The following is a 23959-nucleotide window of genomic DNA, read 5'->3' as shown; positions in this document are numbered from 1 at the left end:
GACGGGTGGTTATGATTTTCAGCAATTCATTTTGGCAGCGTATACTTTTTGTCTCCAACCTTTTCAATAAATACCGTAGTTTAGGTATCCACATTGAAATTTAACAGATTTTATAACTCTTATAAATTTTAGGGTTTTGTTCAACGTATAATATATGTGTTTGTCTGATAAAAATTTCTACTTTTTTTGATTTTAAATAAGTATTAGTTTATATTATGGTGTGAATTGGGTTTGATATCTCTTTTGAGGAAGTTGCCTTAGATTTTTCTAATTGTGTTTTATTGTATAGTGTATCTTGCTTATTTTGAACAGAATCTTTTATGACATTTGTCATATTTACGAGTGACAGAAGTATCTAGCTCCGCTAACTTCAAAAGACTATAATTGAAGTATGAAAGGGAGGAAGAAAAAATGAAACATAAAGTAATTGTCGCAATGAGTTTAGTAGCAGCAGGAGTTATGACCTATCTCATGTTCTCAGGATTGGATGAAGATTTCTATCATTTTCCTTGGGAGTTATTTGCTGGCTTTGGAATGATGTCTTGGCTTGTCAGAGAAGGTTTGAAATTAGTAAGAGATGTGAAAAAGGAGTTTGAGGAATGAAAAAAGCAATTATCTATTTCTTTATCGGCCTGTCACTCTTGGTATGGTTGGTAGAAATGTTTACTGATTGGTTTGATCAAGCCTTCCTTCACCAATTCATCCGTGGTGCATGGGGATTAGGATTTATGATTTTTATCGTCTTTCCGATGGGAAAGGAGTGGCTGAAAGGAGAATATTATGAACATGATTAAGGTACAAGGCTTACATAAAAACATCAAGGGTAAGGCTATTTTGAAGGATATTTCCTTTGAGATAGCTGAAGGTGAATGTGTTGCCATGATTGGGCCAAACGGAGCAGGAAAGACCACACTCTTGGACTGTTTGCTCGGAGATAAATTGGTCACCAGTGGGCAAGTATCTATTAAAGGTTTACCAGTGACGAGTTCAAAGTTAGACTATACTAGGGCTTACCTCCCTCAAGAAAATGTAATCGTTCAGAAATTAAAAGTTAAAGAGTTGATTGCTTTCTTTCAAAAAATTTATCCAAATCACTTGAGTAACCAGGAAATCGATCAACTATTGCAGTTTGATCAGCAACAAAAAGAGCAATTTGCAGAAAAATTATCAGGTGGACAAAAGCGTCTTTTCTCTTTTGTCTTGACCTTAATTGGGCGACCAAAGCTTGTCTTTTTAGATGAGCCTACATCGGCTATGGATACCTCAACTCGTCAACGTTTTTGGGAGATTGTCGATCAGTTAAAGAAAAATGGTGTGACCATTGTCTATTCTTCTCACTATATCGAAGAGGTAGAGCATACAGCGGACCGAATCTTGGTCTTGAATAAGGGAGAGTTGATTCGTGATACGACGCCTCTAGCTATGCGTAGCGAGGAAATAGAAAAGTACTTTATCCTTCCTATAGCTTACAAGGAAGTCGTAGAGAAGTCAAATTTGGTTGAAAACTGGACCCTAAAGCAAGATTCTTTGCAAGTAGTCACTCGAGAAGCAGATGCTTTCTGGGAGCTATTAGCCCAAGCAAGATGTAGGATACAAGAAATCGAAGTTAATAATCGTAGTTTGCTGGATACAATCTTTGAAGAAACGCAAAAAGGAGATGACTAAGATGAAACGATGGATTGCACTAAACAAGATAGAATTTTTATTGACCAAACGACAATTAGTCTATTATCTATTATCCGTAGGGATGCCGACAGCCTTCTATTTATTCTTTTCAGGCATGTACCAGGACACACCTGGTGGACCAGATAATTTTATGCGTGACTACCTCATCTCCATGACAGCTTTTTCCATGATGTCGACAGCTATCTTTTCATTCCCAGCTGTCTTACATACCGATAAGATGAACAACTGGCAGAAAACATTGCGTCATAGCCCTGTAAATATGGTAGAATATTATCTATCAAAGATAACAAGTATGCTGGTTGATTATTTGGTTTCAATTCTGGTTGTTTTTACAGTTGGACATTTTGTAAGAGGTGTAGACATGCCTCTAGCAAGCTGGATTGGGGCTGCGTTCTTGCTGATAGTAGGAAGTGTAGCTTTTGTAGCGCTTGGCTTGACCTTGACACTCTTGCCTTCTAGTCAGCTGATGTCTGTCGTGGGCAATCTTCTCTATATAGGTTTGGCTGTTTTAGGTGGACTCTGGATGCCCATCTCTTTATTTCCAGACTGGATGCAAGCAATCGGGAAGTGCCTACCAACTTATCAGTTGATGGAGTTGCTCAAGACCTTCTTAAACGAGGGTAGCATCAATCTATCAGCCACAGTTTATCTACTTGTTTTTTCAGCAGTTTTGTTTGGTTTGACCATTTACCTTCAAGGTCATAAGGAGAATGCTTAATGCTTGAAAGACTGAAAAGCATACACTATATGTTTTGGGCCAGTTTAATTTTTATGATTTTCCCCATCCTACCTGTAGTGACTGGGTGGCTTTCTGCCTGGCATTTATTGATTGATATTCTATTTGTAGTGGCGTATTTGGGTGTTTTAACAACTAAGAGCCAGCGCCTATCTTGGCTATATTGGGGCCTCATGCTGACTTATGTAGTTGGGAATACTGCCTTTGTTGCTGTTAATTATATCTGGTTTTTCTTTTTCCTATCCAATCTCTTAAGTTATCATTTCAGCGTAGGTGGTTTAAAGTCTTTACATGTCTGGACTTTTCTTCTTGCTCAAGTCCTTGTTGTGGGCCAACTGTTGATTTTTCAGAGAATCGAAGTTGAGTTTCTATTCTATCTACTTGTAATTCTTGCTTTTGTCGATTTAATGACTTTTGGCTTGGTTCGGATTCGGATTGTGGAGGATTTGAAAGAAGCACAGGCTAAGCAAAATGCCCAGATAAATCTATTGCTTACTGAAAATGAACGCAGTCGTATCGGTCAAGATTTGCATGATAGTCTGGGGCATACCTTTGCTATGTTGAGTGTCAAGACAGATTTAGCCTTGCAGTTATTTCAGATGGAGGCTTATCCACAGGTGGAAAAGGAATTAAAAGAAATTCACCAGATCAGCAAGGATTCCATGAATGAAGTGCGAACCATTGTGGAAAATCTTAAGTCTAGAACTTTGACATCCGAACTAGAGACTGTGAAAAAGATGTTAGAAATTGCTGGAATTGAGGTGGAAACGGATAACCAACTAGATACTGCTAGCCTTACTCAAGAATTGGAGTCAATGGCTTCCATGATTTTGCTTGAGTTAGTGACCAATATCATCAAACATGCCAAAGCGTCGAAGGCCTACCTGAAATTAGAACGGACAGAGAAAGAACTCATTCTAACAGTGAGAGATGATGGCTGTGGCTTTACTTCTATAAAGGGGGATGAGCTCCATACAATTCGAGATCGTGTCCTTCCATTTTCGGGAGAGGTAAATGTGATTAGTCAGAAACAACCGACAGAAGTTCAGGTTCGACTACCTTATAAGGAGAGAAAGTAGATGAAAGTATTAGTCGCAGAAGATCAAAGTATGTTGCGAGATGCCATGTGCCAGTTGCTCACGCTTCAACCGGATATAGAGTCTGTCTTTCAAGCCAAGAATGGGCAAGAAGCAATCCAACTATTGGAAAAGGAGTCTGTAGATATCGCCATCCTTGACGTAGAAATGCCTGTTAAGACAGGTCTTGAAGTTTTGGAGTGGATACGAGCAGAAAATTTAGAAACAAAGGTGGTTGTGGTGACGACCTTCAAGCGCCCTGGTTACTTTGAACGTGCAGTCAAGGCTGGAGTAGATGCTTATGTCTTGAAAGAAAGAAGCATTGCAGACCTCATGCAAACTTTGCATACTGTCCTCGAAGGAGGCAAGGAGTATTCGCCTGAATTGATGGAAGTGGTGATGACGCATCCCAATCCGTTGACAGAACAAGAGATTGCTGTTTTAAAGGGAATTGCTCAAGGCTTGTCTAACCAAGAAATTGCAGACAAACTTTATCTATCCAACGGAACAGTCCGAAACTATGTTACTAATATTCTTTCGAAACTAGATGCAGGTAATCGAACAGAGGCAGCTAATATCGCAAAAGAATCTGGTTGGTTGTGATATTGTCATATATCGGAAACCATCATGTGCTAAAATTGAAGTTATTCAATCAAACAATTTTGTAACTTGAGGAGGCTTAGTTTCCTCCTTTTTGTTTCGTCAAAGGTGGTAGCAAGGAGCTAAACCTAGGCTTTCTATGAAATTTTTTCAATCAATCTTCAAAAAAAGCTTGAAAGTGTTTACAAATAGTGATAAAATGGAATAAGTAGAAACATGAAAACGAAATTTTCACATCTTCACTTTTGTAAGTAGATGTAGAGCTTCAATCGGTGCCTCTACTTGTAAAAGAATGTGTGGGATAGAAAGGGCAGGAAAAGGAATGAATGCAGATGATACAGTAACCATTTATGATGTCGCTCGTGAAGCGGGTGTTTCCATGGCGACGGTCAGCCGTGTGGTCAATGGCAATAAAAATGTAAAAGAGAATACCCGTAAAAAAGTGCTAGAGGTAATTGATCGTTTGGATTATCGTCCAAATGCAGTTGCGCGTGGTCTTGCAAGTAAAAAGACAACCACTGTCGGTGTCGTGATTCCAAATATTACCAATGGTTATTTTTCGAGTTTGGCTAAGGGGATTGATGATATTGCGGAAATGTACAAGTACAATATTGTCCTAGCTAATAGCGATGAAGATAACGAGAAAGAAGTTTCTGTTGTCAATACCCTCTTTTCAAAGCAGGTAGATGGCATTATCTTTATGGGTTATCACTTGACAGATAAAATTCGCTCAGAATTTTCGCGTTCACGTACTCCGATTGTTCTCGCAGGAACTGTCGATGTTGAGCACCAGTTGCCAAGTGTCAATATTGACTATAAGCAAGCAACGATTGATGCAGTGAGTTACCTTGCTAAAGAAAATGAGCGTATTGCTTTCGTTAGCGGTCCGCTAGTGGATGACATCAATGGTAAGGTTCGTTTAGTTGGCTACAAGGAAGCCTTGAAAAAAGCAGGAATCGCTTATAGTGAGGGTTTGGTATTTGAATCTAAATATAGCTATGATGATGGTTACGCCTTGGCAGAGCGTTTGATTTCATCGAATGCAACTGCAGCAGTTGTGACAGGTGATGAGTTGGCAGCAGGTGTCTTGAACGGTTTGGCTGATAAGGGTGTGTCAGTACCAGAAGAATTTGAAATTATTACTAGTGATGATTCACAAATTGCACGCTTTACCCGTCCAAACTTGACAACGATTGCCCAACCTCTTTATGATCTTGGTGCCATTAGTATGCGTATGTTGACCAAGATTATGCACAAGGAAGAGTTGGAAGAACGTGAAGTTCTCTTACCTCATGGATTGACAGAACGTCGCTCAACACGAAAACGGAAATAGAAAAAATCAGGGAATCGTGAAGATTTCCTGATTTTGTGCTCTTAAACAAGAGATGTTGACTTAATGAATACCACAGAGCGGACTAGGCGGCTGGTTAAAGGCTACGGCAACACACTGCTTTGAGGTTGTAGATAGAACTGACGAAGTCAGTAACCATACATACGAAAAGGCGACGTTGACGCGGTTTGAAGAGATTTTCGAAGAGACTTACCCTTCCATATAGTCTTTCAAATCCTGTCCTGTTAGTCCGGCATTGAGGGCGATGAGGAGTTTCAAGCGGGCTTTTTGGGCATTGAGTTCTTTGACAAAGAAGACACCAGATTTTTGCAACTGCACGCCTCCACCTTGGTAGGCATAAACAGGTTCGGCAATACCGTTAAAGCATCGTGATACCAGAGCGACTGGGATTCCTTTTTGCAGAAGGCTTTCTAATTTTTGAGCCGTTTCTTTGGGAATATTACCAGCTCCGAAGGCTTGGATAATCAAACCGTCCAATTGTTCCAAATCCAGCATATCAATCAGCTCATCTGTCATACCAGCATAAGCCGAGATAATAGGGACTAAGCCTTGTATGTGATCAAGGTCAAAGCGGACACGAGGTTCAGCTGTTTTGAAGTAGAGTATTTCCTGTTTCATGATGAGACCGAGGGGACCGTGTGTTGGAGTCTGGAAGGTGCTGACGTTGGTCGTATGTGTTTTGGTAACATACTTGGCAGCGTGGATTTCATCGTTCATAACGACCAAAACCCCTTTGTCCGCAGCCTTGTCATCGCTAGCTACCCGCAAAGCACTCAGATAATTATAAACCCCATCACTACCGAGTTCATTGGAGCTGCGCATGGCTCCTGTTAGAACGATAGGCATATGGGGAACTTCCATGGTGTCAAGGAAATAGGCTGTTTCCTCTAAAGTATCGGTCCCGTGTGTGATCACCACCCCATCGTAGTTATCTGCTTCCTCTTTAATTTTCTGGTAGAGAGCCAGCATATGCTTAGGTTTGATATGGGGGCTTGGCAGGTTAAAAAAGTCCAAGGCGTGGACTTGGATTCCTTCAAGAGGATTGGACACATGGTTCATGGGATTATCTGAACTCGTCACAACAGCGCCAGAAGCATCGGCCTGCATGGAAATAGTCCCACCTGTATGTAAAACAAGGATTTTCTTAGGCATGATTTACTCACTCTTTCTGAAATGTGGTATAATCATTGTATCACAAAAGGGGAGATTGGGATAGGATGGAAGTCAAAGCGGTTTTTTTTGATATCGACGGAACCTTGGTCAACGATCGCAAGAGTGTTTTGAAATCCACTAAGGACGCGATTAAAATCGTCAAAGAACAAGGGGTGCTTGTCGGTGTAGCGACAGGACGAGGACCTTTTTTTGTTAAGGAATTGATGGACGATTTGGACCTGGACTTTGCGGTAACCTATAATGGCCAGTATATCTTTAATAAAGACAGAGTCTTGTTTACGAGCCCTATTTCCAAGTTGCATTTGCGCCATCTAATTAGCTATGCTAAAAAAGAGGGCAAGGAGATTGCCCTAGGGACCAAGGATGCCATGTTAGGTTCCAAAATCATGTCCTTTGGTCTGGGTTCTCTTTCCCAACGAATCAGTCGCTTCGTTCCCTCTGTTTTAACTCGAACAGTGAGTCAGTCTTTTAATCGCATGGTCAGCAAGGTGGTTCCCCAAAAGGAAGAAGACCTACTTCATCTGATGAATCAGCCTATCTACCAAGTTTTAATGCTGATGACGCCAGAAGAATCTGAGAAGGCGGCAGCTGATTTTGAAGACTTGAAATTGACACGTAGCAATCCTTTTGCAGCGGATGTTATCAATCAAGGAAACTCTAAATTGGAAGGCATTAGACGAGTTGGGAAAGAATATGGTTTTGATCTCAACCAAGTCATGGCCTTTGGTGACTCAGATAATGACCTTGAAATGCTGGCGGGTGTCGGTATGTCGGTCGCTATGGGAAATGGTAGTAGCAGTGCCAAGGAAGTTGCCAAGCACATTACAACCAGCAATCAGCAAGATGGAATCCACAAGGCCCTGGAACATTTTGGTGTTCTGGCCTCAGAAAAAGTCTTTGTCAGCCGTGACTATCATTTCAATAAGGTCAAGACCTTCCACCACATGATGGATGAACGGACCCAAGAAGAACCTCGAGCTTGGGATTTAGAAGGTGCAACCCATAGGGCTGGCTTTAAAATAGAAGAATTGGTGGAGTTTGTTCGAGCTGCCAGTTCTTCTGAAGAGGATTTTGGTCAAGCTCTATCGCAACTTCATCAGGCTCTTGATAAGGCAGCATATAAAGTAGCCAAGAAGACACCTGCTCAGCAAGATTTGATAGGGCAAGTGGATGCCTTGATTGACACACTTTACTTCACCTACGGTAGTTTTGTCTTGATGGGGGTGGACCCAGAACGTATTTTTGACATTGTTCATCAAGCTAATATGGGGAAAATTTTTCCAGATGGCAAGGCTCATTTTGATCCAGTGACCCACAAAATCTTAAAACCAGATGATTGGGAAGAAAAATATGCTCCAGAACCTGCTATTAAAAAGGAACTGCAGCGTCAGCTTAAGGCTTATGAACGTCATAAAGAGAGAAATAATACTCAATGAAAATCAAAGAGCAAACTAGGAAACTAGCTGCAGGTTGCTCAAAGCACTGCTTTGAGGTTGTGGATAGAACNNGTTTTGAGGTTGCAGATGAAACTGACGAAGTCAGTAACATACCTACGGCAAGGCGACGTTGACGTGGTTTGAAGAGATTTTCGAAGAGTATAAATAGTAAACAAAAAGGAGCGCTGAGCTCCTTTTCTTTGTAATTATAAGGTTTTTTCTTGTTCTCTCACAACCAGCAAATCGACCTTAGCATGGCGGAGAATGTATTCAGATGAAGAGCCGACCAAGAGGCGTTCAAAGGCGTTGAGACCAGTTGCGCCAACTAGAATGAGGTCCACTTCCTCAGCATCTGGAATAGTACGTGCTAGTAGGGTCTTTGGATTTCCCATTTCAATGACGATATGAACATCTGCCACACCAGCATCTTTAGCACGTTTTTCGTACTCTTTCATCAGACTTTCAGCGTCAACTTGGAGTTGTTCGTAAACTTCAGCATCAAAGGTGGATACGCTTTGGAGAGCGCGTGTGTCAATGACATGTGCGATGGTGAGTTTAGCGTCGTTTCGTAGAGCAGAATGAACTCCCTTGATAAAAGCTAAGTCTGCTTCCTTAGAACCATCGATTGCGACCATGATATTTTGGTAACGTTGTGCCATAATGAAACCTCCTGAAATTTTCTTACTATCATTGTAAACCTTTTCACTATAGAAGTAAAGCAAAAAAAGTATTTTTCAAAAGAATGTTAGTGCTTAAAATCTATATAAATATATGATAAAATAAAAGAAAGGATAGCAGGAAAGAAGTGAAGGGAGGGAGAATGATGAAAAACTCTTTTCAAGAAGCAAAAAAATCAAATTTCCTTTATTATGGAATCATCCTAGTTTCAGTCTTGCTAGAAGTTATCATGATCTGGCAATTAGAGAGTCTGGTACCGCTTCTTTATCCAGGTTTTATCGGCTTTTTAGTCTTTCACCTACTCTACCATCTGATTTTATTCCTAGTTGCAAAACGAAGTGGGCGTTGGGGTTACTTGATGATATGGGGGCTCTTCCTCATGTTCAATCTTCTTTATGACTCCTTTTTAGGTTTGCTTTTTCTAGGTTTATCTTTTGGTATGTGATATGTCTTTCGCAAAATACCTGCTATCTCCCCTGTCTTGACCTCGCTTTTAGTGAGGTTTTTCTTCTATCCGCACCTAGTAACACATTTCAGCAAACTTGTCGCATTGTCTTTCTAGTGGTATAATGTTACTATCTCGATGAATTGAGGAAACAAGATGAAAGAATATAATAAATCTAGTAAGTTAGAACATGTTGCTTATGATATCCGTGGTCCTGTTTTGGAAGAAGCCATGCGGATGCGAGCAAACGGAGAAAAGATTTTACGTTTGAATACAGGAAATCCAGCAGAATTTGGCTTTACAGCGCCAGATGAGGTCATTCATGACTTGATTATGAATGCGCGTGATAGTGAAGGGTATTCTGACTCAAAAGGGATTTTCTCAGCCCGTAAGGCCATCATGCAGTATTGCCAATTGAAGAAATTCCCAAATGTAGATATTGATGATATTTACCTTGGAAATGGTGTCAGTGAGCTGATTGTCATGTCCATGCAGGGGCTTTTGGACAATGGAGACGAGGTCTTGGTACCAATGCCAGACTATCCTCTCTGGACGGCCGCTGTCAGCCTAGCTGGAGGAAATGCCGTTCACTATATCTGTGATGAAGCTGCAGAATGGTATCCAGATATTGACGATATCAAGTCAAAAATCACTTCCAATACCAAGGCAATCGTCCTTATCAATCCAAACAACCCAACTGGAGCCCTTTATCCTAAGGAACTCTTATTGGAAATCATTGAAATTGCCCGTCAAAACGATTTGATTATCTTTGCGGATGAAATTTATGACCGCATGGTAATGGATGGACATGTGCATACGCCTGTGGCGAGCCTGGCACCAGATGTTTTCTGTGTCAGCATGAATGGTCTATCAAAATCCCACCGTATTGCTGGTTTCCGTGTGGGTTGGATGGTCTTGTCTGGTCCTAAGCACCATGTCAAGGGCTATATCGAAGGGCTCAATATGCTGTCCAATATGCGTCTTTGCTCTAACGTTTTGGCCCAACAAGTCGTCCAAACTTCCTTGGGTGGCCACCAATCAGTCGATGAATTGCTTCTTCCAGGTGGACGAATATATGAGCAAAGAAATTTCATTTATAATGCCATTCAAGAGATTCCAGGTCTCTCTGCAGTTAAACCCAAGGCGGGGCTCTATATCTTCCCTAAAATCGACCGCAATATGTACTGTATCGATGATGATGAACAGTTTGTCCTTGATTTCTTGAAGCAGGAAAAGGTTCTCTTAGTTCATGGTCGCGGCTTTAACTGGAAAGAACCAGACCACTTCCGTATCGTTTACCTTCCTCGTGTTGATGAACTAGCCCAAATCCAAGAAAAGATGACTCGTTTCTTGAAACAGTATCGTAGATAGGGCTTACATTCGAAAAAGCAGTAAACATTTGCCTTGAGCTATTGACAAAAGTGAAAGAATCAGATAGAATAGTAAAGTATGTTTAGTAACTGATCACTTTATAGCCGGCTAAACGAATACAAAATCTATGAGGAGGTATTCATCGTGAAACGTACTTATCAACCAAGTAAACTTCGTCGTGCGCGCAAACACGGATTCCGTAACCGTATGTCAACTAAAAACGGTCGTCGCGTATTGGCAGCTCGTCGTCGTAAAGGACGCAAAGTTTTGGCTGCATAATCCAAACGAACCATATCAAAAATCAGTAGGAACTCGAGTCTACTGATTTTTATTTTTGTAAAAAAGTACAAAAAGCTTTATATTTTTGCTTGAATAGTGTATAATATTTCACATACTGTAAAAATGGAGAATAATCATGAAGAAATCAAAAGTTATGCTTTTTGGAGCTATGGCTTTGACAGCAGGTCTAGCTCTAGCGGCATGTGGGTCTTCCCAATCAAGTAATGCTGAGAAAACCTACTCTTATGTATTTACTAGTAATCCTGATACCTTGGACTACATTACTTCAACACGTGGTTCAACTTCTAGTATTACGACTAACTTGATTGATGGCTTGTTAGAAAATGATAAGTATGGTAATCTCATTCCGTCTATGGCTGAGTCATGGACGGTGTCAAAAGATGGTTTGACCTACACTTATAAAATCCGTCAGGGGGCGAAATGGTACACTTCAGAGGGCGAAGAGTATGCGGATGTAACGGCTCATGACTTTGTGACAGGTCTCAAGTATGCAGCTGATAAAAAGGCTGAAAACTTGTACTTGGTTCAAGACTCTATCAAGGGCCTCGCAGAGTACGTTGAGGGGGAAACATCTGACTTTGAGACTGTTGGTGTTAAGGCAGTGGATGACTATACTCTTCAATATACTTTGAATAAGCCGGAATCTTACTGGAATTCTAAGACTACTGGGGGCATTTTGAGTCCGGTAAATGAGGCTTTTTTGAAATCTAAGGGAGATGACTTTGGTAGTGTAACACCATCCAGTATCTTGTCAAATGGTCCTTACTTGTTTAAATCTTTCTCATCAAAATCTTTGATTGAATTTGATAAAAACCCTAATTATTGGGACAAGGACAATGTGAAAATTGAGAAAGTGAAGCTCTCTTTCTTTGACGGTTCTGACCAAGATAGTTTGGCGAGAGGATTTTTGGAAGGGAACTACTCGGACGGTCGTATCTTCCCGACAAGTTCAGTGTTTAATCAGTTGAAAAAAGGGAATGAGGACAAGATTACCTATACACCGCAAAACTCAGTTACTTTCTATTATCTTTTCAACGTGAATCGTCAAAGCTACAAGCAGACCATGAAACAGTCTGATAAGGAAAAGACAGATTCACTTGCAGCCATGCAAAATAAGGATTTCCGTCAGGCTGTCAACTTTGCCTTTGACCGTCATGCTTATGCAGCGCAGACAAATGGTGAAGATGGAGCAGACCGTATCTTGCGTAACACGCTTATCCCAAGTGATTTTGTCCAAATCAGTGGTAAAAACTTTGGTGATATTGTCAATGAAAAGATTATTAACTATGGTACAGAGTGGTCGAATATCAATTTGAATGATGCGCAACCTGCCTTTTTGAATGCTGAAAAAGCCAAGGCAGCATTTGCTAAGGCTAAAGAAACCTTGCAAGCAGAAGGCGTGACCTTCCCAATTCATTTGGATATGCCGGTTGACCAGACGGCCAAGTTAGATGTGCAACAAGCAAGTTCCTTTAAGCAGACAGTGGAAGAAACCCTTGGGGCGGACAACGTTGTGATTGACGTGATTCAACTTTCTCCAGACGAGAAGGATCAAGCTACATTCTTTGCAGATACAGCTGAACAAAAGGACTATGACATTGATATTTCAGGTTGGAGCGGAGATTACTCAGATCCGAAAACTTATCTTGATCTCTTGGATCCAGAGTCAGGTTCACAGCTTAATAATATTGGGTTAACTGCTGGAAAAGATAATGAAGTAAAAGAAAAAATTGGACTTTCTGCTTACAAAAAGTTACTAGATGAAGCAGATAGCGAAGTTGAAAATACTCAGGCTCGTTATGAAAAATTTGCTGAAGTGCAGGCTTGGTTGACTGACAGCGCCCTCTTCCTACCAGTTCAAAGTGGCGGAGCCAACCCAATCTTCCGTAAGACTGTACCGTTCACAGGAGCTTTCTCTTTCGTTGGTCATAAGGGAGATGCTGATAACTACAAATATGTTGAACTGCAAAAAGAGCCGGTCACTGCGAAACAGTACCAGGAACTCTATGATAAATGGCTAAAAGAAAAAGCTGAGTCAAATAAAAAAGCTCAGGAAGATTTGGCTAACCATATTCAATGATATTCCTAGTCATGCTTTTTAGTTAAGCCTAGTGACTGGATTTAGAAAAAGACCTTACCAGACGCTTTTTGGTTCTGGTAGGGTCTTTTTTTATTTTTTACTTTTGATGAAGTAACTGGAGGTGGATAGGGATACAGATACCTAGAATGACTTATTTTATGTTTTTGAATGAGAATCGATTAAAATTTATAAATCTGTATAAGAAATTAGTGACAAAACGATAGCAAATAGGGTAAATTTCTATATATTTTAATTAAAGTAAAAATGAGGCTAAAAGTGGACGGGGGGGGGGGATTTCATGCTATAATGTACGTATATTCTTATCACCTAAAGTAGATATATTATAATAAAGTTTTATTATAATGCATTAGCTTTTTGAATAAGAAGAAATAAAAATAAAAAATGGAGATCAAAGAATGAAGTATAAGAGAACGCAGAAACGCTCTAAGCAGATGTGGCAGCGTGTGGAAAAATTTTCGATTAGAAAGTTTAGCTTTGGAGCAGCATCGTGTTTGATTGGGGCATCTTTAGTTGGGGTAGCTGGGACGGTGCAACCTGTAGAAGCTGCTTTGACATATGAAAAAACAGGGGATAAGACAGCTCGCACTTTATATACAAACTTAGGGGATTCTCCTGATAAAGCTACCGGTAGTGGGGTTCACGACGAGGTAGATGTTAATAAAGAAATTCAAATTGATGTAGACTGGTCACAATATAGCAAAACAAATCCCTATGTAAAAGTTACTTATAAGTTTAATGGTGGGTATGGAGCATCTGCTCTTTATCACTACGGTGGAGGACGTCCGGAATTTTGGTTTACAACTCCAATTGGAGTGAAAGAACCGAGACGGGTTACTCTATATAACACTGGTACAGGCCCCCAAGGTCGAGTCATGACTAGTTGGAAAGGCTCTCAAGGCTGGATTTCATGGTCTAACTCTGTCGGTTCACGTTACCAAAACGCAGAAGCTGCCAAAGCTTTAAATGCAGGTGATCCTACTAAATGGGAATGGTACAACGATACGACAGGTGAAAGTGGTAAGACTTACCGCGGGGATCTGGATGCGATGTTTTGGTGGCGCATGGGAGATACTATAGCAGGAAAGCCAGGAGACCAAGCTATTTACCAATTGTTTAAGGACAATACCAAGAGTTTCTATGCTGACTGGGAAAAAGCAGCACACCAAAGCGTTACGATTGAAGCAGAATATGAAGTTGTGGACCCAACTTTAAAAAATGAAAGATATACCTTAGATTTTGGTGCGGGGGTTAAAGTAGGACATGCGGGCTCGCTCAGATCACGCTTTAAAGTGTCAACGGAACAAGTTCCTGCATTATATAAAAATACTGAATTTTTTGAGCCTAAAATTCCAGATAGACTTGGAGTTAAAAATCCGGATAGCTTAACAGATTTTGAAAAAAAACTTGTTAAAGATAGAATTTTAAAGGCAAATCAAGACAATAGTAATGATACTCTTCCAGAAGGTAAGAAGAAATTTATAGAAAATCTACAAAATGGAAGTGATGGAATTCAAATTGGAAATGACGGAACTGCAACTATTACCTACTTAGATGGTTCAACAGATGTAATTCCAGGTGGGGCTCTTGTTTATAAAGATATAGACGCAGCAGAACCTTCAGATGGTACGAACGGTACTTATTATTATCACATTTCTCCATATCCAGTTGCAAATTTGGATAATATTAGTGATGAAGAGATTGAAAAGGCTTTACAAAAATTTTATGAAGTAAATGGAATGACCTTTAATGGTGATCTTATCAGTAGTGTTGGGAATGGTGTTTCAGATAACTTCGTAGGAAAATTCCTTTCACCTTATAAAAAAGGTGGAACAACTTTTCAACATGTATCCATATTAAATGGCGATAGAACGTCTACGGGAGTGTCAATTCCGAAAGGAGCTTTATTCAAACTAAAAGCTACATTTAATGCTGCGGATGCAACAGAAGCAAAAGTAAAAGGAAATGAGACAATTGATCAATTAACTTTCCTTTCTCCAAAAGAAAAAGAAGTCTTCAAAAAAGAGTTGGAAGGTAAAACAAGTCAGGAAGATATAAATTCTGTTGTAAATAAAGCAATTTCAAGAAATTCTGCAAATGAAAAAGGTATAGCAGAGAAAAAACTTGAAGTTAAAAAAGGAATTGATGCCTTAACTTACTTGACTAACGCTGAAAAAGAAGAGTTGCGTAAAAAAGTAGATAATCAAGGTATAGCAGACCCTGAGAATGCAGATGGCTCAGAAGGAAAAGCTTTAGACCATACAAAATCATTACTTGATAAAATTTTAACTGATGCAACTGCGACTAACTTAGCGAATGCTAAGAAAAAAGCTAAAGAACAAATTGAGAAAATTAAAGATAGCTTAACTCCAGAAAAAGTAGAAGAATTTAAAAATAAAATTGAACGCGCCGATTCTGTAAGTAAGATTGAAGAAATTCTCAAAGAAGCAGAAACTCTTAAAGCAAAAAATGAAGCAGATAAAGCAAAAGCTGAAGCTGATAAGCTAAAAGAAGACTACAAGAAGAAAATTGACCAAATTCCTGGATTGTCAGATGAAGATAAGGCTAACTATAAAAAACAGATTGATGAGGCAACATCAAAAGATCAATTAGACAGAATTCTCAAAGATGCAGAGGAAAAAGTAAGTCGTGAGCAAGCTCGTACGGATGCTAAAGATATTATTGATGGTTTAACTCATTTAAACAATGCTCAAAAAGCAGAATTGAAAGATCAAGTAGCTGCAGCTGGGGGTAAAGCAGAACTTGACCGTATTGTGAATGCTGCAAGAGATTTAGATTCTAAGATGGATTCTTTACAGCAATTAGTAGCAGAAGCTGAAAAAGTTAAGGGTTCTGATAAATATAATTCAGCTGATCGAAATAAGAAAACGGCTTTTGATAAAGCGAAAGATGCTGCTTCAAAAGTAGCTGATAAAACAACAGGAACTTCAGCGGATGCATCAGAGGTATCTACTCTAATTGAGAATCTAGCAAAAGCAATTAAAGAGTTAACAGGACAAGAAATTGCTGTGCCTGTATCGAAAGATGCTTTGAAAGCAGAAATTGATGAATCAGATGCGATTAAAAATTCAGTAGCTTATGCTAAAGAAACAAGTGCAGATAAGAAAAAAGCTTACGATGATGCTTTAGCAAAAGCTAAAGAAGTGTATGCTAAGCAAGATGCTACACAACCAGAAGTGGATGATGCCTTAGCTAAATTGCAAGAAGCACGAACTGCCTTATCAGGAAAAGTTGAAGACTTTACTTTGGCAGTGACAGATGGAGCAGCAAAAATCTCTGTAGAGCCTAAAGTAGGAGCTGAATTATCTGAAACTGATAAAGGAACTGTAAAAGCTAAAGTAACAGCGAACGGAGAAGCGCTTAAAGATACAGATACAGTAATGTACGGAAATATTACCGAAAAAGACGGTAAGACATACGTTAAAGTAACCGTAACTCGCGACGGTGTTTCAAAAGAAATTGAAGTTCCAGTAGAAGGAACTGAAGCAGCGAAATCACCACTAAAAGATCCTGAAAAAGTAAAAGTTAATGATGTTAATAATCTGTCAGAAGCGGAGACAACTGCAGTAAAAGAGGCGGTTAAGAAAGCAAACACAAACTTAACAGATAACCAAATTTCAGTAGATAATACAGGGAAGGTAACTGTAACGTACTCTGACAAATCACAAAATGAACTTCCTGCCTCTAAGACTGTAGAGGCTAAGACAGAAGCAGAAAAAGCATTAGACAAAGCAAAAGAAAAAGCGAAAGCTGACTTAACAAAAGCAGCGGACAAAGAAAAAGCAGAAATCGAAGCAGACAAGACCTTAACAGAAGATCAAAAGAAAGCTGAAAAAGATAAAGTTGATGAAGCTAAGAAAGCTGCAGAGTCTAACATCGATAAAGCTGGAACAACTGACAAAGTAACAACTGCAACAGAAGCAGGTAAGAAAGCAATCGATGCTGTTCATAAAACTAATGCTGAGAAAGCAACTCCAACAGTAACAGGCGGAGCGGTAGAAATTTCTGTAGACCCAAATACAGCAACAAACGTTGACAGCGAAGCAGATAAAACTGCAATTAAAGACGCGGTAACTGTTCCAGAAGGACAGCCACAACCAGCTAAGAAAGAAATCTTAAATGGCGGCGCTATTAAGGACGGCAAAACTTCAGGAACGAAGGTAGTAGAAGTCGAAGTAACATATGGAGATGGATCAAAAGAAATAATAGAAGTTCCAGTTGTTAAAAAAGACCAAGTATTTACAGTAGGTGTAAAAGACCCAGCAAAACCGATTGAGATACCAAATACCCCAACAGTAGGAGAAGACTTAAAAGACGAAGATAAGGAAAAAATCAAAGAAAACTTACTAGTCAATGGCGAGTCGTTAAAAGCTGGTGATAGTGTAGAGTTTGGGAAAGTTACACAAGAGCAGGATAAAACAGTTGTTTCAGTAACGGTAACACGAGATGGTAAGAGTGAAACAATCAAGGTCGAGGTAACTAAAAAATCTGAACCATTTAAGTTGACGGTTACTGATTCAACCCAACCGGTACCGATTTCAAAAGAGCCAGTTGCAGGTGATAAGTTAACACCAGAAGACGAAACTTTAGTGAAAAATAAAGTCAGAGTAAATGGTGAGGAATTACAAGCTAATGAAGATGTAACAGTTGGTGTAATTGCCAATGAAGGCGGTAAGTTTGTTGTTCCAGTCACAGTAACACGTGATGGTAAGAGTGAAACAGTCAATGTCGAGGTAACTAAAAAATCTGATACTACAAGTGATCAAGGAGAACAAAATAATCAGGATGATCAAAGTGGTTCAGAAGGACAAAAAGACAAAGATAAAGCAACTCCAAATGTAAAAGATTCAGTAACTGAAGCAGGAGGAGTTCCAGTAAGTGTAGACCCATCTAATGCTCCTAAAGTAGCAGAAGCAGATAAAAAAGCTATTACAGATGCTGTAGAAGTACCAAAAGACCAACCACAACCGACAGACAAACAAGTCAAAAATGACGGAGAAATTGTGGAAGGAACAGGTGCAAATGAAGGTAAGAAAGTAGTTGTAGTAGAAGTTACTTATGGTGACGGATCAAAAGACGAAATCGAAGTACCTGTAAGAAAAGCAACTGACAAGGACAAAGCAAAAGCCGACCTAACAAAAGCAGCAGATGCTGAAAAGGCAGAAATTGATGAAGACAATGCATTATCTAAAAAAGAAAAAGAAGCATTGAAGAAACAAGTTGATGACCTTAAAGCAACACACGAAGAAAACATCAACAATGCAACTTCACCAGAAGATATAGCATCAGCAACAGAAAAAGGTAGACAAGAAATTGCTGCTGTTCATACTCCACAAGATATTACAGAAACAGCTAAGAGAAAGTTAACTCCACCAAAAGAAAAGGTTAAGGTTACAGATATCAATCATTTAACAGATGAAGAGAAAGAAGCTGTTAAAAAAGCGATTGTGGCGACTAACCCTTCATTAGAAGAATCTGAAGTCTATGTGAGTGATAAGGGAGATGTAGCTTCTCCTAAAGGTTACTTGGAAGCAGAAAAAGTTGTTGTTCAAGCATTAAACAAACCAGCGACACCAGTCGTAGTAGCTGATCCAAATCATTTAACAAATGATGAAAAGGAAAAAGTGAAAGAAGCTGTAGCCAACGCAAATCCTGGCCTAAACAAAGATGATATTACAGTCGATGACAAAGGTAATGTAACAACTAAGAATGGTGATAAATTACTTGCAAAAGATGTGGTAACACCAGCCTTGAAGAAACCAACAACACCAGTTGTAGTTGGAAATCCTAATGCTTTAACAGAAAAAGAAAAAGAGGACATTAAGGATGCTGTCGCAGCTGCAAATCCAGGCTTAAACAAAGGTGATGTTACAGTAAATCCTGATGGCAGTGTCACAACTCCAAAAGGAAATCTACCAAAAGAAGATGTTGTAACGACAGTCTTAAATAAACTAAATAAACTTGTTGAAGTAGAAAATCCAAATAGCTTAACAGTTAAAGAAAAAGAAGCCGTTAAGAAAGCTGTTGTAGAGGCAAATCCAGGTTTAACTGAAGATAAAGTCAAAGTTGACGATCAAGGAAATGTCACAACACCACAAGGTAACTTACCGGCAAAAGATGTTGTAACTTCTAGCTTGAAGAAACCAACAACCCCAGTTGAAGTTGTCAACCCATCTAAACTGACAGACCCAGAGAAATCTAAGATTGTAGAAGAGATTATTAAAAATAATCCAGGTTTAACAGATAAAGATATTAAGGTTGATGATCAAGGCAATGTTGAGACACCAAAAGGTAATTTACCAGCAGAGGATGTAGTGACACCAGCTTTGAAAAAACCGACAAAACTTGTCCCTGTTAAAGATGTCCATAGCTTAACAGAAGCAGAAAAAGACGCTGTTAAGGATGCTGTTGTAGCTGCAAATCCAGGCTTAAACAAGGACAATGTCAAGGTTGATGGTCAAGGCAATGTTGAAACGCCAAGAGGTAATTTACTAGCAGGAGAAGTTGTAACTCCAGCCTTGAAGAAACCTGTTACACCTGTAGAAGTTAAAGATCCTAAAAACTTAACAGATACAGAAAAAGACGCTGTTAGGGATGCTGTTGTAGCTGTAAATCCAGGCTTAAACAAGGATGATGTTAAGGTTGATGGTCAAGGCAATGTTGAAACACCACAAGGTAATTTACCAGCAAAAGATGTAGTAACACCAGCTTTGAAGAAACCTGTTACACCTGTAGGAGTTAAAGATTCGAATAACTTAACAGACAAAGAAAAAGATGCTGTTAAGGATGCTGTTGTAGCTGCAAATCCAGGATTAAACAAGGACGATGTCAAGGTTGATGGTCAAGGCAATGTTGAAACTCCAAACGGAAATCTACCAAAAGAAGATGTAGTAGTACAAACTGCCAAAGGGCAATCTACAAGTATCTTCAAACCAGAGTTAGACTTACAAACTGCTTTAGTATCCGGAAAAGCAACTGTTGAAAAAGGCAAAGACTTAACAGACGAAGACATCCTAAAACAATTAGCACTAGCTGATGGACTAACAGCGAAAATCACTTTTAAACCAGCTACAACTGAAACAGGAACTAAAGAAGCAGAGGTGGAAGTAACCCTAGCGGATGGTAGCAAAGTAACTGTAAAAGTACCGGTTGAAGTAGTTGATTCCTTAGGAACAGCTGATAAAGACAACGATCTTGCTAAGGCGAAAGAAGATGCTAAAAAACAAGTAGAAGAAGCTGCTAAAGCTAAAATTACTGAAATCAAGAAGGATCCAGGTTTAACTGAAGAGCAAAAACAAAAAGCTGAAGAAGCAATCAATAAAGCTAAAGATGAAGCTAACAAAGCTATTGACGATGCATCATCAGCAGGAACAGCTAAACAAATCGCAGATCAAGCTAAAGAAAATATTGAAAAATATAATCCAAAAGCAGATACAGAAGTTAAGAAACCAGATGTAACAAACCTTGATGAAGAAAAAGCGAAAGCAAAAGCTGAAATACTAGAAGAAGCTCAAAAACGTATTGACGAAATCAAGAACAATAAAGATTTATCAGACGAAGCGAAACAAAAAGCTATCGGAGAAATCAATAAGGCCAAAGATAAAGCGATTGAAGACATCAACAAAGGTCAATCTAAAGATGAAATCAACGCGGCGAAAGAAGCTGGTATTCATAAGATAAATGAAGTTCAACCAGATGGCTCTATTGCATCTAAATTCGAACCGAAAGTTCCTGAAAACAAAGTGGAAGTGGAAAATCCAGCAAAACTTTCAGATGAAGAAAGAGAACAAGTTCGTCAAAACATCGAAGGTGCGAACACATTCCCAGATGGAACAACAGTAGAAGTAAAACCAGATGGAACAGCTGTTATCACATATAAAGATGGTTCAAGCGATACGATTTCTAAAGATAAATTAGTAGCACCAGCTAACAAAGAGACAGGAACAATCGCGTCAAGAACCGAGCCAGTTATCCCAGGAAAAACACAAGTAGGAAATACTACGAAGTTAACACCAGAAGAACAGGCTGCGGTTAAAAAAGCGGTAGAAGAAGCGAACAACTTCCCAGCAGGAACTACGGTAGAAGTAAGACCTGATGGAACAGTAGTCATTACCTATCCAGATAAATCTGTAGACACAATACCAGGGGATAAACTTGTTGAAAAAGGAAGTAAACAAGAAACTCCAAAAGTTCAGACAGATGCAGAGAAGAATCCAGCGCAAGTTCCAGGAAACTTTGTACCTGTTGAAAATACTCACAACTTGACACAGGCGGAGCAAGATACTGTAGCAGCTAAGGTCAAAGAAGCAAATCCAGCGGCGACAGATGTTAAGGTATCTAAAGATGGAACAGCAACGCTAACATATGGAGATGGTTCAGTAAACACAATTCCAGGAACCAGTCTAGTAGTAGCCAAAGATACTGACAATGAAGCTGCAACACAAGCCACGCAAAATCCAGCAGTGGTGCCAGCAACTACAGAAGTCGGGAATGCTCATAGCTTAACACCTGAGGAACAAGCTGCAGTAGCTACGAAAGTGAAACAAGCAAATCCAACTGCTACAGATGTTAAGGTATCTAAAGACGGAACAGCGACATTGACATACTCAGATGGTTCAGTCAATACAATTCCAGGAACCAGTCTAGTAGTTCAAAAAGAGGAAACTTCAACACAAGAGCAACCAACAATCGCAGAGAAGACAAAAGTAATCATCCCAGCTAACCCTACAAAAGTAGCAGAAGCTACAAGATTAACAGATGCAGAAAAAGAAGCTGTTAAAAAAGCTGTAGTAGATGCAAATGGATTCGGAAGCGATGTTAAAGTTGAAGTAGCTGGAGATGGCACAGCGACAATCGTCTTTAAAGATGGTTCAGCTATTACAATTCCAGGAAATCAATTGGTAGCACAAGATCCAAAAGCACAAGATAGCACTAAACCGACTGCTGAAAAATCAACTGTTAAAGCGCCTGCTCAAAGAGTAGATGTAAAAGATATAACTCATTTAACAGATGAAGAAAAAGAAAAAGTTAAGGTTGCTATTTTACAAGCAAATGGTTCAGCATTAGACGGAGCGACAATCAATGTAGCTGGAGATGGTACAGCAACAATCACATTCCCAGATGGTTCAGTAGTGACGATTCTAGGAAAAGATACAGTTCAACAATCTGCGAAAGGTGAATCTGTAACTCAAGAAGCTACACCAGAGTATAAGCCAGAAACTACACCAGGTGGAGATAATGGAGGCAATACTGGAAGCTCAGATGCTAATGCGAATGCAGGCGGTGGTAGCCAGGCAGGCGGACAAGCTAATACAGGTTCACAAAACCCAGCTCAATCACAAGCTTCTAAGCAATTAGCTACTGAAAAAGAATCAGCTAAAAATGCCATTGAAAAAGCTGCCAAGGACAAGCAGGATGAAATCAAAGGCGCACCGCTTTCTGATAAAGAAAAAGCAGAACTTTTAGCAAGAGTGGAAGCAGAAAAACAAGCAGCTCTCAAAGAAATTGAAAATGCGGAAACTGTGGAAGATGTGAAGGAAGCAGAAACGATTGGAGTGCAAGCCATTGCCATGGTTACAGTTCCTAAGAGACCAGTGGCTCCTAATGCTGCTCCTCAGGCAACAAGTGCACCGCAAGCAACTGCAGGAACAATGCAAGATGTTACCTACCAGTCACCTGCTAGAAAACAATTACCTAACACAGGTTCAGCATCAAGTGCAGCACTTGCTAGTCTTGGTCTAGTGGCGGCAACCAGTGGTTTTGCTTTGCTAGGAAGAAAGGCTAGACGTAGAAAATAGGACAGCTAGAAAATTCTATTCTCTACTTAAAGTTAGATTATAAGGGGGATTTGGAGAAGTCATCAATCCTAGTGATGGGTGAGAGAAGAGAGAACCCAAGATAATCACATACTTTATACTCAATGAAAATCAAAGAGCAAACTAGGAAACTAGCCGTAGGCTGTACTTGAGTACGGCAAGGCGACGTTGACACGGTTTGAATTTGATTTTCGAAGAGTATTAGATGAATAGGGATGTTCTATCAATCTAGCCAGTCTCTTTCGTCTCTAACTGTGGAATAGAAGATGGGCAATATCGGATAGAAAAGATAGCAGAATAGATCTCTATTGAAGAGAGGAGGGAAACAGAAAAATTGGGTGCCCCTCCTCTTTTTTGCTATAATAGTAGATAGAAAACGAGGTTAGAAGAGATGATTTTTGATACACATACACACTTGAATGTAGAAGAATTTGCAGGTCGTGAGGCAGAAGAAATTACCTTGGCTGCTGAGATGGGTGTGACACAGATGAATATTGTTGGTTTTGATGAACCGACGATTGAGCGTGCTTTGGAGTTGGTAGATGAGTATGACCAGCTCTATGCGACTATCGGTTGGCATCCTACAGAAGCAGGGACTTACACGGAGGAGATTGAAGCCTACTTGCTTGATAAGCTCAAGCATCCCAAGGTTGTTGCTTTAGGTGAAATTGGATTGGACTACCATTGGATGACAGCACCGAAAGAGGTGCAGGAGCAGGTTTTTCGCCGTCAGATTCAGTTATCTAAGGACTTGGATTTGCCTTTTGTAGTTCATACCCGTGATGCGCTGGAAGATACCTATGAGATTATCAAAAGTGAGGGCGTTGGTCCTCGTGGTGGGATTATGCACTCATTTTCAGGGACGCTTGAATGGGCAGAGAAGTTTGCCGAGCTTGGCATGACTATTTCCTTCTCAGGAGTGGTGACTTTTAAGAAGGCAACTGACATCCAAGAAGCAGCTAGAGAACTTCCTTTGGACAAGGTTTTGGTGGAAACGGATGCTCCCTACTTGGCTCCTGTTCCTAAACGGGGTCGTGAAAATAAAACAGCCTACACTCGCTATGTAGTGGACTTTATCGCGGATTTGCGTGGCATGACGACAGAAGAGCTGGCGGCGGCAACGACTGCAAATGCAGAACGAATTTTTGGAATTAAGTATTAAAGGAGAAAATA

16 protein-coding genes and 1 pseudogene are annotated in these 23959 nt (G+C 39.8%); 15 read left to right on the top strand and 2 right to left on the bottom strand.

The features are described 5' to 3' along the window. Positions 1 to 411 precede the first annotated feature (411 nt). From HT725_RS06285 to ccpA, 7 genes are all read left to right on the top strand, one after another. Positions 412 to 603, top strand: coding sequence for a hypothetical protein (locus HT725_RS06285; RefSeq protein WP_173219521.1), 192 nt, complete (start codon positions 412 to 414; stop codon positions 601 to 603). After that, positions 600 to 794, top strand: coding sequence for a hypothetical protein (locus tag HT725_RS06280; protein WP_173219523.1), 195 nt, complete (start codon positions 600 to 602; stop codon positions 792 to 794). The genes HT725_RS06285 and HT725_RS06280 overlap by 4 nt, the downstream gene beginning before the upstream one ends. Beyond that, positions 781 to 1665 carry an ABC transporter ATP-binding protein gene (locus tag HT725_RS06275; protein WP_173219526.1) on the top strand — a complete coding sequence of 295 codons (885 nt, stop codon included), beginning with the start codon at positions 781 to 783 and terminating at the stop codon, positions 1663 to 1665. Before HT725_RS06280 ends, HT725_RS06275 begins: the two co-directional genes overlap by 14 nt. Before the next feature lies 1 nt (position 1666). Continuing rightward, positions 1667 to 2404 (top strand): ABC transporter permease, encoded by a 738-nt coding sequence (locus tag HT725_RS06270; RefSeq protein ID WP_173253241.1) that lies wholly within the window; start codon positions 1667 to 1669, stop codon positions 2402 to 2404. Beyond that, positions 2404 to 3501: a sensor histidine kinase gene (locus tag HT725_RS06265; RefSeq protein ID WP_173253240.1), complete on the top strand. Its 1098-nt coding sequence runs from the start codon at positions 2404 to 2406 to the stop codon at positions 3499 to 3501. The genes HT725_RS06270 and HT725_RS06265 overlap by 1 nt, the downstream gene beginning before the upstream one ends. Next, positions 3502 to 4101: a response regulator transcription factor gene (locus tag HT725_RS06260; protein WP_173219536.1), complete on the top strand. Its 600-nt coding sequence runs from the start codon at positions 3502 to 3504 to the stop codon at positions 4099 to 4101. It begins immediately after the preceding gene. A gap of 319 nt (positions 4102 to 4420) precedes the next feature. Next, complete coding sequence (gene ccpA, locus HT725_RS06255) at positions 4421 to 5431, top strand: catabolite control protein A (RefSeq protein WP_050253459.1); 1011 nt, start codon at positions 4421 to 4423, stop codon at positions 5429 to 5431. A gap of 207 nt (positions 5432 to 5638) precedes the next feature. Here the strand turns inward: ccpA and HT725_RS06250 are convergent, their stop codons facing one another. Next, positions 5639 to 6601, bottom strand: coding sequence for an asparaginase (locus HT725_RS06250; protein WP_173253239.1), 963 nt, complete (start codon positions 6599 to 6601; stop codon positions 5639 to 5641). A 65-nt stretch (positions 6602 to 6666) separates the two neighbouring features. On the opposite strand from HT725_RS06250, the gene HT725_RS06245 reads away from it, so the two are divergent. Continuing rightward, positions 6667 to 8058 (top strand): Cof-type HAD-IIB family hydrolase, encoded by a 1392-nt coding sequence (locus HT725_RS06245; RefSeq protein WP_173253238.1) that lies wholly within the window; start codon positions 6667 to 6669, stop codon positions 8056 to 8058. Between the two features lie 206 nt (positions 8059 to 8264). On the opposite strand, the gene HT725_RS06240 is transcribed toward HT725_RS06245, so the two are convergent. Beyond that, complete coding sequence (locus HT725_RS06240) at positions 8265 to 8717, bottom strand: universal stress protein (RefSeq protein ID WP_031223038.1); 453 nt, start codon at positions 8715 to 8717, stop codon at positions 8265 to 8267. A gap of 161 nt (positions 8718 to 8878) precedes the next feature. Between HT725_RS06240 and HT725_RS06235 the strand changes: the two genes are divergently transcribed. The 7 genes and pseudogenes from HT725_RS06235 (at position 8879) to HT725_RS06210 (ending at position 23948) form a co-directional block, all read left to right on the top strand. Then, a complete protein-coding gene (locus HT725_RS06235; RefSeq protein WP_173219408.1) occupies positions 8879 to 9181 on the top strand; it encodes a hypothetical protein in 303 nt (100 codons plus the stop codon). A 156-nt stretch (positions 9182 to 9337) separates the two neighbouring features. Next, positions 9338 to 10552, top strand: coding sequence for a pyridoxal phosphate-dependent aminotransferase (locus HT725_RS06230; protein WP_173219410.1), 1215 nt, complete (start codon positions 9338 to 9340; stop codon positions 10550 to 10552). Between the two features lie 144 nt (positions 10553 to 10696). Then, the gene (gene rpmH / locus HT725_RS06225; RefSeq protein WP_000831905.1) at positions 10697 to 10831 is read left to right on the top strand and encodes a 50S ribosomal protein L34; all 135 of its coding nucleotides are present in this window, start codon (positions 10697 to 10699) and stop codon (positions 10829 to 10831) included. 136 nt (positions 10832 to 10967) lie between these two features. Continuing rightward, positions 10968 to 12932: a peptide ABC transporter substrate-binding protein gene (locus HT725_RS06220; protein WP_173253237.1), complete on the top strand. Its 1965-nt coding sequence runs from the start codon at positions 10968 to 10970 to the stop codon at positions 12930 to 12932. 416 nt (positions 12933 to 13348) lie between these two features. Then, positions 13349 to 21616: pseudogene (locus HT725_RS06215) on the top strand (DUF1542 domain-containing protein); the annotation flags it as partial. After that, complete coding sequence (locus tag HT725_RS10455) at positions 21599 to 22768, top strand: DUF1542 domain-containing protein (protein WP_345890541.1); 1170 nt, start codon at positions 21599 to 21601, stop codon at positions 22766 to 22768. The pseudogene HT725_RS06215 and the gene HT725_RS10455, both read left to right, overlap by 18 nt. Positions 22769 to 23177: 409 nt before the next feature. Further along, positions 23178 to 23948, top strand: a complete 771-nt coding sequence (locus HT725_RS06210; RefSeq protein WP_173253235.1) for a TatD family hydrolase — start codon at positions 23178 to 23180, stop codon at positions 23946 to 23948. Positions 23949 to 23959 lie beyond the last annotated feature (11 nt).

Origin of the sequence: Streptococcus sp. 2579, assembly GCF_013277195.1 — a bacterium.
Classification (GTDB): domain Bacteria; phylum Bacillota; class Bacilli; order Lactobacillales; family Streptococcaceae; genus Streptococcus.
This window is presented reverse-complemented; position numbering and strand designations above follow the sequence as displayed.